At 67.7% G+C, this 11,283-nt stretch carries 15 protein-coding genes and 1 pseudogene; all 16 read left to right on the top strand.

The features are described from left to right. Positions 1 to 21: 21 nt before the first annotated feature. Positions 22 to 393, top strand: a pseudogene (locus tag AC0L5F_RS12465) (HK97 family phage prohead protease); the annotation flags it as partial. A 97-nt stretch (positions 394 to 490) separates the two neighbouring features. After that, complete coding sequence (locus AC0L5F_RS12460) at positions 491 to 2,194, top strand: phage major capsid family protein (RefSeq protein WP_473313710.1); 1,704 nt, start codon at positions 491 to 493, stop codon at positions 2,192 to 2,194. Further along, positions 2,191 to 2,478 carry a hypothetical protein gene (locus AC0L5F_RS12455; protein ID WP_473313709.1) on the top strand — a complete coding sequence of 96 codons (288 nt, stop codon included), beginning with the start codon at positions 2,191 to 2,193 and terminating at the stop codon, positions 2,476 to 2,478. The genes AC0L5F_RS12460 and AC0L5F_RS12455 overlap by 4 nt, the downstream gene beginning before the upstream one ends. After that, positions 2,478 to 3,026 (top strand): hypothetical protein, encoded by a 549-nt coding sequence (locus AC0L5F_RS12450; RefSeq protein ID WP_473313708.1) that lies wholly within the window; start codon positions 2,478 to 2,480, stop codon positions 3,024 to 3,026. Before AC0L5F_RS12455 ends, AC0L5F_RS12450 begins: the two co-directional genes overlap by 1 nt. Beyond that, positions 3,023 to 3,379 carry a hypothetical protein gene (locus AC0L5F_RS12445; protein WP_473313707.1) on the top strand — a complete coding sequence of 119 codons (357 nt, stop codon included), beginning with the start codon at positions 3,023 to 3,025 and terminating at the stop codon, positions 3,377 to 3,379. Before AC0L5F_RS12450 ends, AC0L5F_RS12445 begins: the two co-directional genes overlap by 4 nt. Continuing rightward, positions 3,379 to 3,663, top strand: a complete 285-nt coding sequence (locus tag AC0L5F_RS12440; RefSeq protein ID WP_473313706.1) for a hypothetical protein — start codon at positions 3,379 to 3,381, stop codon at positions 3,661 to 3,663. The genes AC0L5F_RS12445 and AC0L5F_RS12440 overlap by 1 nt, the downstream gene beginning before the upstream one ends. Beyond that, the gene (locus AC0L5F_RS12435) at positions 3,656 to 4,051 is read left to right on the top strand and encodes a hypothetical protein (protein ID WP_473313705.1); all 396 of its coding nucleotides are present in this window, start codon (positions 3,656 to 3,658) and stop codon (positions 4,049 to 4,051) included. Before AC0L5F_RS12440 ends, AC0L5F_RS12435 begins: the two co-directional genes overlap by 8 nt. Continuing rightward, positions 4,048 to 4,350: a hypothetical protein gene (locus AC0L5F_RS12430; RefSeq protein WP_473313704.1), complete on the top strand. Its 303-nt coding sequence runs from the start codon at positions 4,048 to 4,050 to the stop codon at positions 4,348 to 4,350. The genes AC0L5F_RS12435 and AC0L5F_RS12430 overlap by 4 nt, the downstream gene beginning before the upstream one ends. Before the next feature lie 48 nt (positions 4,351 to 4,398). Further along, complete coding sequence (locus tag AC0L5F_RS12425) at positions 4,399 to 4,887, top strand: phage tail tube protein (RefSeq protein ID WP_473313703.1); 489 nt, start codon at positions 4,399 to 4,401, stop codon at positions 4,885 to 4,887. Between the two features lie 95 nt (positions 4,888 to 4,982). Beyond that, positions 4,983 to 5,312, top strand: a complete 330-nt coding sequence (locus tag AC0L5F_RS12420; RefSeq protein ID WP_473313702.1) for a hypothetical protein — start codon at positions 4,983 to 4,985, stop codon at positions 5,310 to 5,312. Between the two features lie 17 nt (positions 5,313 to 5,329). Continuing rightward, positions 5,330 to 5,740 carry a hypothetical protein gene (locus tag AC0L5F_RS12415; protein ID WP_473313701.1) on the top strand — a complete coding sequence of 137 codons (411 nt, stop codon included), beginning with the start codon at positions 5,330 to 5,332 and terminating at the stop codon, positions 5,738 to 5,740. Between the two features lie 9 nt (positions 5,741 to 5,749). Then, complete coding sequence (locus tag AC0L5F_RS12410; protein WP_473313700.1) at positions 5,750 to 6,010, top strand: hypothetical protein; 261 nt, start codon at positions 5,750 to 5,752, stop codon at positions 6,008 to 6,010. Positions 6,011 to 6,096: 86 nt separating this feature from the next. Further along, positions 6,097 to 8,301, top strand: coding sequence for a tape measure protein (locus AC0L5F_RS12405; RefSeq protein WP_473313699.1), 2,205 nt, complete (start codon positions 6,097 to 6,099; stop codon positions 8,299 to 8,301). Continuing rightward, the gene (locus AC0L5F_RS12400; protein WP_473313698.1) at positions 8,298 to 9,281 is read left to right on the top strand and encodes a DNRLRE domain-containing protein; all 984 of its coding nucleotides are present in this window, start codon (positions 8,298 to 8,300) and stop codon (positions 9,279 to 9,281) included. Before AC0L5F_RS12405 ends, AC0L5F_RS12400 begins: the two co-directional genes overlap by 4 nt. Continuing rightward, complete coding sequence (locus AC0L5F_RS12395) at positions 9,265 to 10,125, top strand: hypothetical protein (protein WP_473313697.1); 861 nt, start codon at positions 9,265 to 9,267, stop codon at positions 10,123 to 10,125. The genes AC0L5F_RS12400 and AC0L5F_RS12395 overlap by 17 nt, the downstream gene beginning before the upstream one ends. A gap of 3 nt (positions 10,126 to 10,128) precedes the next feature. Next, positions 10,129 to 11,283: a hypothetical protein gene (locus AC0L5F_RS12390; protein WP_473313696.1), complete on the top strand. Its 1,155-nt coding sequence runs from the start codon at positions 10,129 to 10,131 to the stop codon at positions 11,281 to 11,283.

The raw sequence follows: 11,283 nt of genomic DNA, 5'->3' as shown, positions 1-11,283 counted from the left end.
CCATGCCCGAGGAGGGTCCGCATGCTCGTCAAGTCAGCCCCCGTGGAGATCAAGGCGGTCGACGCCGACACCGGCGTGTTCGAGGCGCTGGTCGCCGTGTTCGGGAACAAGGACTCCGGCGGCGACGTCATCCTGCCCGGCGCCTTCGCCGAGTCGCTCGCCGAATGGGCGAAGTCCGGTGATCCGATCCCGATCTACTGGTCCCACCGCATGGACGACCCCGACTTCAACATCGGGTACTGCCTCGAGGCGAAGGAAGTCGCCGCATCAGGCGGACTGCCCGGCGGCCTGTGGGTGAAGGGCCAGCTGGACCTCGAGGCGACCACCTCGAAGGCCGGGCAGGTCCACCGCCTCATGAAGGGCCGCCGGGTCAAGCAATTCAGCTTCGCCTACGACATCGGCGAGGGTGCGTGGGTCGAGAAGGACGACGACTACTGGTACGAGCTCCGCAAGCTTCCACGTCCACGAGGTCGGCCCGACCCCGATCGGCATGAACCAGGAGACCGAGCTGCTCGACGTCAAGTCGGCCGCCCACCAGCTCGAGCGCGTCGCGCTGGCCACGAAGGCCGGCCAGACCATCTCGCTGAAGAGCAAGTCCACCCTGCAGGCCGCCCTCGACTCGATCGAGGGCTCCGCGCTGCAGATCAAGAACGTCCTGGCCGCGCTCGGCACCACCGCCGACGACGACCAGGCAAGCAACGACAAGGCCAAGGCGGACGAACCGGACAAGGACGAGGAGACCCCGACGGGGTCCAAGTCCGAGGATCCCACGCGCCCGACCCCCGCCGCGATGTCGGAAGCTCCTGAAGATCCAGCTCGCAGACGCGGGCTGACCCCTCCCCCGAAAGGAATCACCATGCCCAAGTGGAAGCGCCTCCTGCAGGAGGCACAGGCTGCCGCGAAGGCCGCTCAGGAGATCATCGCCAAGGCGAAGGTCGAGGGTCGCGAGAGCGACGCCCTGACGGACGACGAGCGCGCCGAGTACGCCAAGCAGTACGACCTCGCGACCTCCAAGAAGGCCGAGTCGGACGCTGCGAAGAAGTCGGCCGACGCCGACATGTTCCTGAAGTCGCTCTCGGACATCGAGGACCTCGACGAGGACGACCCCGAGGACCCCGACGCCGGCGGTCTGCCGGACGCAGGCCGCAAGGCCGGCGGGACCAAGGGCGTCACCTTCGGTGATCGCTACGTCAAGTCCGCCGAGTACAAGGCGTTCAAGGACGCCCACCCCTCGGGTGTCGGGCAGGGCTCGCCGGTCCAGATCGGTCGCGTCAAGGTCGGGACGCTCGCGGAGTGGATGCGCTCCAAGGCGCTGACCTCCCCGACCGCCCGCATCCAGGACATCCGGTACCCGACCGTGGACATGGTCGAGCGTGACACCCTCACGTTCCTCGACCTGATCACCCGCGGCCAGACCGCCGGGAACTTCGAGTACGTCCAGGTCACGTCCGTGACCCGCAACGCGGCGATCGTCCCCGAAGCCACCGCCTCGGACGACGACGACGCGCTGAAGCCCGTCAGCGAGATCGCCACCCAGCTGGCCGACGCGAAGGTCTACACCTACGCCGACGGCTACGACGTGACGAACCAGCTCCTGGCCGACGCGCCCGCGTTCGCGACCTACATGGACACCGAGCTGCGCTACTCGCTCAACTCGGTGATCGAGGACAAGCTGATCAACGGCACCGGCGTGAGCGGAGAGCCCAAGGGCATCTACGCCACCTCGGGCGTCCAGGAGGTCACCTACACCGCCGCGGCCGTCGGAGCCGACGGGCTGCCCACCGACGCCACCGTCAAGGCGTTCATCCGTGCCACCCGCATCGCGATCCTGAAGGTCGTCCGGCTGCAGGGCGGCAAGGTCGACGCGATCGTCCTCTCCCCCGAGATGGACGCCGCACTCGACCTGCTGCAGGACACGAACGAGCGCTACTACAGCGGCGGCCCGTTCAGCTCCGGACCGTCGACGCTGTTCGGTCGGCCCCGGGTGACCAGCGAGCGGCTCACCGACACCCACGCGGTGCTCGGCGACTTCAAGCAGGTTGCGCTCCTGGACCGCGAGGGACTGTCCGTGCTGGCGTTCAACCAGCACAAGGACTACGCCCAGCGGAACATGACCTACGTGCGCGGCGAGCTGCGCGCAGCCCAGGTCATCTGGAAGCCGAACCGGCTCGTCATCGTGAAGCCGTCCGCATGAGCACCGCGGACGAGCTGATGATCACCCACAAGGGCGTTCGCTACCGGGCCGAGGACGCGAAGCGTCTCAAGCTCGAGGCGACTCCCGAGCTGGTGGTCGGCGCTTCGCAGGGCGACTCGAAGCCGGCCAAGCCGGCGAAGAGCACTCCCGCGAAGAAGGCGCCCGCGAAGAAGGCGCCGGCGAAGAAGGCCAGCGCCAAGAAGGCCGCCACGGCGGTCACCACGAAGTCGGCCGAGCCCGCCAACAAGGCGGACACGTCCGGCGACGACAAGGACACCGCCTGATGCCCGGCCTGCCGGACGGAACCGAACCCCTCGCGTCACCGGAAGACTTGACCGCGTTCAAGTCTGGTGACCCGGAGGCGATCGTCCGGCAGGCCACTCAGGCGGTCCGCTCGTACTGCCACTGGCACATCGCACCGATCATCACGCAGACCGTCCGCTGTGACGGCGCCGGCGACAACGTGCTGTTCATCCCCACCCTCGAGCTGGTCGAGCTCGTCTCCGTCACCAACAACGGCGACGCAGTCGACCTCGCGACGATCGACACCTCCGAAGCCGGATACCTCGAGCTCACCACCGGCACATGGTCGTCCCGCCCCGGGCAGGTCGTCATCACCATGCGCCACGGGTACGAGGCGACTCCCGACGACGTCACGGGCGTCGTCGCCGCCGTGTCGCTGCGAGCGGTCGACTCGCCCGCAGGTCGAGTTCGCGAGCACGCCGGCGGCGTGGACATCGGCTTCGGGCAGGTCAGCCCCGGCCTGTCTGGCGGCCTCGCGCTCATGCAGCACGAGAAGGACATGCTGAACAAGTTCGTGGTCGACCAGTGAACGACGGACCCGCATTCGCGAATCAGACGATCGTCCTCGTCACCCCCGGGACCAAGACCGTGCACGGCAAGGAAGTTGCCGACTGGTCGAACCCCGCCACCCCCACGATCTCGATCGACGGATGCTCGGTGCAGCCACTGCAGGGCACCGACAGCGAGGACCACCGCGACGCAGACCTCCACCAGTTCGTCGCCTACGTGTTCGACCTGACCAAGGGCGCCGCGATCCAGAACACACAGCACGTCCGGTTCGGCGGGCTGGAGTTCAAGATTCAAGGCCCGGTGCTCCCGAACATCTACGGGATGCGGTCCGACCACTACGTGCTGAACCTCAGCGTCTGGGAGGAGCACTGATGGCCCGCCGCGATCGCCCCGTCATTCTGATCCAGCTGAACAGCCAGAACATCCGGGCATTCCTCAACTCTGAGCAGGTCGGGAAGGTCCTCGAGGCGCCCGCCCGCCGCATCAAGGCGGCCGCAGACGCCGGCTCAGGCGACGACGGCCACGAAGTGTCGATCGAGCGCTCCCGCAAGGGCGACCGTCTCGTCGCGATCATCGGCGCCCGGACCTTCAAGTCCAAGCGCGCCGAGCGCGACTACCGCAACCTCACCCGCTCCCTGGACGCTGGCCGTGGCTGAGACCATCGTTTTCGCCGACGTCGAGCAGATGCTCGTCGACGTGCTCGCCGTCGACGCACCCGTCGCCACGTGGGTTCCGACCGACCCGGACACCAAGCGGCCCGGCCTCGGCGTCCGAATCGAACGCACCGGCGGACCCCGCCAGCGCATGGTCGACGTGCCCACCGTTGTCACCGAAGCGTGGGGCCTCGACGAGGACGAAGCGATCGCCCTCATGAGCGACGTCAGATCAGCGATGGAAGCGCTCTCGAGCACGCGCTACGGCGCCCACGCCATCTACGGCGTCAACGAGCTGGGCGGCCCCACTAGCCTGCCCGACCCCTTGTCCACGCACGCCCGCTACACCGCCACGTACGAACTACGAATCCGAGGAGTTGTCATCGCATGACCGCAGCCAAGAAGGCCACCGTGCAGAACAAGGCCGCCACCCCCGACGCCGACAAGGCCGCCACCCCCGACAAGGCCGCAGGCGACCCCCGCACGACCGAGGTCATCTTCTCGATCTCGCAGCGCACCGAGGACGGAACGGACCGCAAGGCCGGAGACAGCGGCCACATCCCGGCGGCCGAGGCGCGCCGACTGATCTTCCACGGCCGTGCCCGCGCGGCCACCGGAACCGACACCACCCCACCGTCCGAGTCGTCCAACGGCGACGGCCCGGCCAACCCTGAAGGGAACGCGTCATGACCAAGTCGGCAGACAACGTGCGGTTCTACGGCGAGCTCGAACTCGGCCGTGTACACCGCGCCCAAGGGCACCACCCTCCCCGAGGACCTGTCCGCGCCCAGCTCCGAGTTCGACGACAGCGGCTGGCTTCACGAGGACGGCATCGACTTCGACCGCGACCTGGACACCCAGGACACGCCCGCCTACCAGGGCGGGCAGATCGTCCGGTCCAAGACGAAGATCAACAAGGAGACGTTCAAGTTCACCTGCCTCGAGGAGAACCTGCCCGTCATCGGCCTGGCGTACCCGGATGCGACCCTGACGACCGCGACCGGCGTCACGAAGCTGGTCCCGTCGGGCAAGGGCTCCAAGGAGATCACCGGCATCGTCGACGTCGTCGACGCCGAGTTCACGAAGCGGTACTGCCTCGTGCGCGCCGAGGCCGCGCTGACGGCCACGGTCCCGCACAAGAACAGCGACCCCACCACCTACGAGATCACGGTCACGGTCTACGAGTACTTCATCTTGACCGACAACCCCACGTGGGAAGCCGCCTGATCTCGTCCTGAACCTCCCGGGCGGCGCGAGTCGGCGCGCCGCCCGGGAGCCACCACCCCCACCGACACCAGCCCTACCGACGAAGGAGCACCACCATGCCCAGCACCACCCCCTCCGGCGCCCGCAAGCCCGCCGACCGCAAGACCAAGGCCGCCTCTGCCGCGAAGAGCGAGCTGGCCGACGGCCCCATCGAGTTCGACTGGCACGAGCAGCGGTACATCATCGAGTCCGACGTCATGGACGACGCCGAGCTGCTCGAGGACGTCGAGAAGGAACGATTCATGTCTGTCGGCGAGCGCATCCTCGGCGACAAGCAGTGGGCCGCGTGGAAGGACGCCAACCGCGACGACAACGGCCGCGTGCGCGCGACCGTCGCAGCCGAGTTCCTCAAGGAGCTGTTCGAGGAGCTCGGCCAGGGAAACTGATCCGCCTCGCGTACCTCGTGTTTCACCACTACGAGGCGCTCGAGGCCGACTTCGAGCACTACTACCCGAAGTGGAATCTCGCGGACATCTGGTCGCCTGGGCGCGGGCTCACCCTCCGCAAGGCTGGGAACCTCGCCGCGTGGCTCCCAGCCGGCGCGGCGGTGTACCACTCGGAGCAGTCCGACGCCGCGTGGACCGAGGCAGAGCACCTCGCTGCAGTCAGCATCGACGTGCAGCAGCTCGGCAACTGGCAGCGCGCCGGGAAGGACAGCGCGCCGAAGCCGAAGCCGATACCGCGCCCATCCGACCTCGCCGCTGCACGCGAGGCCGGCGAGCGACACAGCGGTCGAGCTGCGAAGGTCCGCGAGCGCCAGGCAGCACGACGCCGCATGCTCGAGCAGCAGGCGGCAGAGGCCGTCGCCACGTAACATCACGGCATGGGTGACTGGATCTCGACATACCTCCACTGGTTCGACATCGGCAACGACGGCGAGTGGACACTGGCCGAGCTCGGACTCCTTGCCGCCGCAACTCTCGCCATCGTTGGCGTCGTCTTGTGGGTAGTGCTCGCTGTCCTGCACCTCTTCGGGATCTTCGGCGAGGGATTCGCTGCAGCCATCTCCAACGATCCGGAAGCGCCGGCAAAGGCGCGCCAGCGTCTGGAGGGACGCCGACTCGACCATCGCGATCGCGAGTAGCGCCGACCAACACCAGAACGTAATTCGAAGGGCCCCGGGATGATCCCGGGGCCCTTCGCCGTACCCAGGACAGGAGGTCGCCGATCATGGCTGGCGAGCTCCTCACCGCATACATCAAGCTCACCCCGTCAATGGAGGGCCTTCAGGGCGCCGCGGCTGAGGCGCTGGCACCTGCAGCCCGCGAGGCGGGCCGGGCTGGTGACAAGGCAGGCTCCGGGTTCGGTGCGGCGTTCTCGCGCACCGCCAAGCGCGCTGTGAAGGCAACCCTCGCCGGCGGTGCACTGCTGGCCGGCTTCGCGGTCGGCAAGGGCATTTCCCGCCTGCTCGGCATCGAGGATGCGCGCTCGAGCCTTGCTGGGCTCGGCTACGACGCGAAGTCCGTCGACAAGATCATGAGCAACGCGCTGGACTCCGTCCGGGGCACCGCGTTTGGGCTCGCCGACGCGGGCAAGGTCGCCGCCTCACTCGTCGCTGCTGGCGTCAAGCCCGGCAACGATCTGTCAGCGAGTCTGCGACTTGTCGCCGACTCGGCGACCATTGCGAAGACCGACCTCGGTTCGATGGGCGCCATCTTTGGCAAGGTCGCCGCCTCGGGCAAAATCCAGGGCGACGTCATCGCCCAGCTTCAGGACCAGGGCATCCCGATCCTCCAGCTGCTCAGCAAGCAGTTGGGCGTCACCGCCTCGGATGTCGCCGAGCTGGCCCGCAAGGGAAACATCGACTTCGACGACTTCTCCAAGGCTATGGAGTCCGGGCTCGGCGGCGCCGCGCTGAAGGCAGGCGACACCACCACTGGCGCCTTCGAGAACATGAAGGCCAGCCTCGGTCGCGTCGGCGCGAATCTTCTGTCTGGCTTGTTCCCTCAGCTCAAGACCGGCTTCCAGGGCATCACAGACTTCCTCGGGCCGCTCGAGGACAAGGCCAGCGTGTTCGGAGAGAGCCTGCGCGTCGGCTTCGACAAGGTCGCGACCGTCGTCGGCAAGGTCAAGGACGCCGTCGGCGGACTCGACTTCAACAACATCGACGGACGGCAGCTCGGCGAACAGCTCGCGCTCGCGATCGAGACAAGCCTCGGCGCCCTCGGCGATCTGACGAGCAAGATCGGCAAGCAGCTCGGGAAGATCGACTGGGTCGGACTCGGCATCGAGGTCGGCAAGCAGGCGATCGCGGTCGTGGCGGGCCTTGCTATCGGTCTCCTCAACACCGATTTCGGGGCACTGCTCGGCGGCCTTGCTGACCACTGGAAAGCGGCTCTGCTCGCTGTCATCTTCGTTGCATTCGCGCCGGCGAAGCTCGCCGGAGTGCTTGGCAGGGTCCTGACGCGAATCCCGTTCGCAGGCAAGTTCCTGTCGTGGCTCGTCTTGGGGCTCAACAAGGTCGGCGGCAAGATCACCACCGTCGCCTTCGACGCGATAAAGCTGTTCTTTGGTGGCTTCCGAACCGCCCTTGGCTTCAGTGGGCCGCCACTGATCACCCGAATTATCGGCTTCCTCCGGAGCATCTTCCCGAGGGTCGCAGCCTGGGGCCGGGAGATGGCCGCGAAGCTCGGATTCGAGATCCGATTCGCATTCCTGCGGATGGGCGAAGCTGCCGGGCAAGCGTTCCTCGCTGTGCTGCGGTTCCACGCGTCTATCCCGGGACGGATCCTCCGAGCCGTCGGATTCCTCGGGCGACTGCTCGCACCAGCAGGCCGCGCCGTCATCAGCGGCCTCGCGGCAGCGGTACGTGCCGCCGGCGGACTCGTCGCCTCAGCAGCCCGGGCAATCCTCACCCGAATCCGGGCACCGTTCAGCACCGCGGGATCCATGCTGCTGGGGATCGGGCAGAACATCGTCCAGGGCCTGATCCGTGGCATCGCTGGCTCGGCCGACGCAATCCGTCGCGCCATCGGCGGCGTCGCCGGCGTCATCAAGAACAAGATCAAGTCCCTGTTCGGCATCAAGTCACCCTCGACGTGGATGCGGGACCAGGTCGGCCGCCAGCTCGTCGCCGGCATGGCCGTCGGCATCCTCGCGGCCACCCCGTCGCTCCGCGACCAGATCGAGGGCCTGCAGATCGCCCCGACAGTCTCCGCGGCACAGGTCACCGGGCAGCGCGGATCCACTGCAGCTGGCGTCCGCGCCGACGCGGCCGGCACCAGCGTGGCTGGCGGGCAGCCCGGCGACCGCCCCATCTACACCGAGACCGGTGTGCTGCTCGGCTGGATCCGGGAGATTGCAGGACGCGAGGCCGAGCTCGTGTGGGCCGACGGCAAGGAGCACGACAACCGACTCGGGAGGGCTCGCCTGTGACGCTGCTGCTGAAGAACATCCCGGACACGTCGGTGCTGAAGGCCAAGCCGTCGACGAACTACTCGACATGGTCGCTGCTGCGTCTCTCGTCGTCCTCGACCCAGACGTCCTACGCGTTCCTGCTGCCCGCCGGGATCCCCACGTTCCCTGGCGTGAAGATCCTCTCTGCGCGTCTGCGCCTCGTCCCCGCCGGCACGTTCGACGGGACCACGATCAGCGTTCGACGCGTCACCACCCCGTGGCGCACCATCACGTGGAGCTCGCAGCCGTCGACAACGTCCTCGGGCGAGGCGTCGACGTACAAGGAGGGCAGCGGGTCGCTGTACGTCGACGTCACCGAGATCGTGCAGCGGTGGGCCGACGGGATCCCGAACTACGGGCTGCGGGTGGCCTCGTCGGCGACGACGAACCGCGAGCTGTACTCCGGCGACGCCAGCGGATCGAAGTACGACTACCGGCCGTGGCTGGAGATCGAGTGGTCCGCCCCCCCATCCGAACCGGTGGCGATGTCGCCGGCCGCGAACCAGCAGGTGTCTGTTGCGCGTCCGAGCCTGACGTGGGTGTACGCCGACCCGGCCGGTCGCGCAATGGCGGCGTACGAGGTGGAGACCAACGACTCGGACTCCTGGGTGTCGCCGGATTACTCGTCGGGCGAGGTTGTCTCGATCTCACCGCAGCACACGTTGACTTCCGACGTCGCTGTCGACGGCACCTTGTGGTGGCGTGCGCGGCACAAGAACGTGGACGGGCTCTGGGGCCCCTGGTCGGCGGGTCAGCAGTTCGGGCGAACGCTGACGGGTGACGTCGACGTGGTGTCGCCCGGTGAAGCTTCCGAACGACTACGTCACCGAGACCACCCCCCCATTCATCTGGTCGTTCTCCGAGACCCAGTCACGCTTCCGGGCGCGGCTGTACCACCAGCCGTCGGCGACCAGCGGGCTCGTCCTGCTCGACGACAGCGGTGTGCGGTCTGGTGCTGACTCGTCGTGGGCGTCCCAGCGGCCCCTGTCGTTCGTCGGTGGCCCGGCACGCTTCATCGTCGACGTGTGGGACGACGTGGACCGCGTCTCGACTCCCGGCGACCCGGCCTACGTCACTGCGTCGCGAGACTTCACGCTCGTTCCATCCGCTGGCGTCGACCCGGTCACAGGGTTGGGGGTGGACATCGACGACAAGCCGGTCGCGGTGCTGACGTGGGACCGCTCAACTCCAGCGGACGGGTACACCATCTACCGCGATGGGCGCGCCGTGGCCGCGGACATCGCCCCAGGAGACGTGCTCGTCTCCGGTACGACCTACCAGTGGGTCGACGTCAGCGCGCCGCCCCGCCACGATCACACGTGGTCGGTCGCTGCTGTCGTCAACGGTGAGGAGTCTGCGGACAACCCACTGGTGACTGGCGCGTTCGCGGGCATGTACATCTGGCTCGTCGACGCCGAGGATCCCGACTGGTGGCTCGCCCTCGCCGGGCAGGACTCCGGCACGTGGGGCATGGGCGAGCAGTCGGCCATGCACGAGATCCGAGGCTCCCAGAGCCAGGTCCTCATCACCGAAGCGCTGCGCGGGTTCGAAGGATCTATCTCCGGCCCTCTACTGTCCGATCTGCCTGGGCTGGACGACCTGACCGCGCAGCAGCTCCGCGACCGGGCATGGCGGCTGAAGGAGAACCCGACCGGCATCTACAGGCTGATCCTGTCGGACATCAACATCCCCGTCGTGGTCCGCAACGCTGTGCCCGCTCCCACGCCTGAGCGGGACCTCGAGTACCAGCTGTCGTTCGAGTTCTACCAGCAGGGCGAGCTCCCCTGGCGCACGGAGGACTGAGCCGTGCCGCTCACGATGGGTCGCTCACCGGTCGAGCTGCAGGCGTACCGCGGGCAGAGCCTGACCCACCACCGGATCCGGACTCGACTGACCATCCTCGATCGAGATCACCGGTTCATCGAGGACGTCAGCGGATACTTCGAGACCGGCCAGGTCGACCTCGACGCGTCCGGCTCGCCCACTCGAACCACCGCGGTCGACCTGTTCGATCCCACCTACAGCGTCGGCCTCGACACCTCGCAACCGCAGAACGGTTCGACGTCGTCGAAGTACATGGTGCAGATCCACAGCGGCCTCTACGTCGAGTCCCTGCAGGAGTGGTTCGACGTCCCCGTGTTCACTGGCCCGTTGACTCGGCCGGTCCGGACCGGCGACATGCTGAAGATCGAGGCCCAGGGCAAGGAGTCCCTGGCCATGCACAAGACGTGGCTGACCAGGACGGTTCGCCGCGGCGCGCTCAAGACGTCCGCCATCAAGGCGATCATGGCCGATCTGACCGGGGAGCAGTTCTTTCGCATCAGCGCCTCATCGGCCAAGCTCACCGCAGATGTCTCTGTGGGTCGCGACAAGACGCCGTGGGAGGTCGTGCAGGCGATCGCCTCCAGCATGGGCTGGCTGCTGTTCTACGACGCCGAGGGCTACCTCGTCTGCCGGCCACCGTCGGCGATCCCGGTGCACCGATTCGCCACCGGGACCGGCGGGTCGCTGAAGTCCCCCACCGAGGTCGGGTACGAGCAGGACGATGCCGAGAACATGGTGTTCGTCACCGGCGGCACACCGAAGGGACGGAAGGTCCCCGTCACCGGGCAGGCATTCGCGCCGGAAAACCATCCCCTGTCACCTCAGTCCCTGCAGCGAGGCGGCGTGCCGCAGTACCTGCGCCGTGACGTCGAGAACTCGGCCGCCCTCACCACCGCGGCAGCGAACAAGCTCGCCGAGTCGCTGCTGCCAGCAGCGCTCCTCGAGGGCATCTCTGTCGGGTTCACCTGCCTGCCGTACCTGCTGCTCGAGCAGAGCGACCCCTACGCCGTCGACGACACGATCGACGGGTTCAGCGTCACCGGCACCTTCACCAAGGCATCAATCCCTCTGACCGCTGAAGCCGAGATGACCTGCGGCTTCACTCGACGCGTCGCACGGCGCGCACGACGAATCTAG

It is taken from the genome of Aeromicrobium sp. 10G20-16 (assembly GCF_055809665.1).
Note: the sequence above shows the minus strand (reverse complement) of the source record. Positions and strands in the feature narration are given on the sequence as shown.

Coding starts and splice junctions, on each gene's coding strand:
- AC0L5F_RS12455 (WP_473313709.1), top strand. CDS start 2,191: ATGAGCACCGCGGACGAGCTGATGATCACCCACAAGGGCGTTCGCTAC.
- AC0L5F_RS12430 (WP_473313704.1), top strand. CDS start 4,048: ATGACCGCAGCCAAGAAGGCCACCGTGCAGAACAAGGCCGCCACCCCC.
- AC0L5F_RS12460 (WP_473313710.1), top strand. CDS start 491: ATGAACCAGGAGACCGAGCTGCTCGACGTCAAGTCGGCCGCCCACCAG.
- AC0L5F_RS12440 (WP_473313706.1), top strand. CDS start 3,379: ATGGCCCGCCGCGATCGCCCCGTCATTCTGATCCAGCTGAACAGCCAG.
- AC0L5F_RS12405 (WP_473313699.1), top strand. CDS start 6,097: ATGGCTGGCGAGCTCCTCACCGCATACATCAAGCTCACCCCGTCAATG.
- AC0L5F_RS12410 (WP_473313700.1), top strand. CDS start 5,750: ATGGGTGACTGGATCTCGACATACCTCCACTGGTTCGACATCGGCAAC.
- AC0L5F_RS12420 (WP_473313702.1), top strand. CDS start 4,983: ATGCCCAGCACCACCCCCTCCGGCGCCCGCAAGCCCGCCGACCGCAAG.
- AC0L5F_RS12450 (WP_473313708.1), top strand. CDS start 2,478: ATGCCCGGCCTGCCGGACGGAACCGAACCCCTCGCGTCACCGGAAGAC.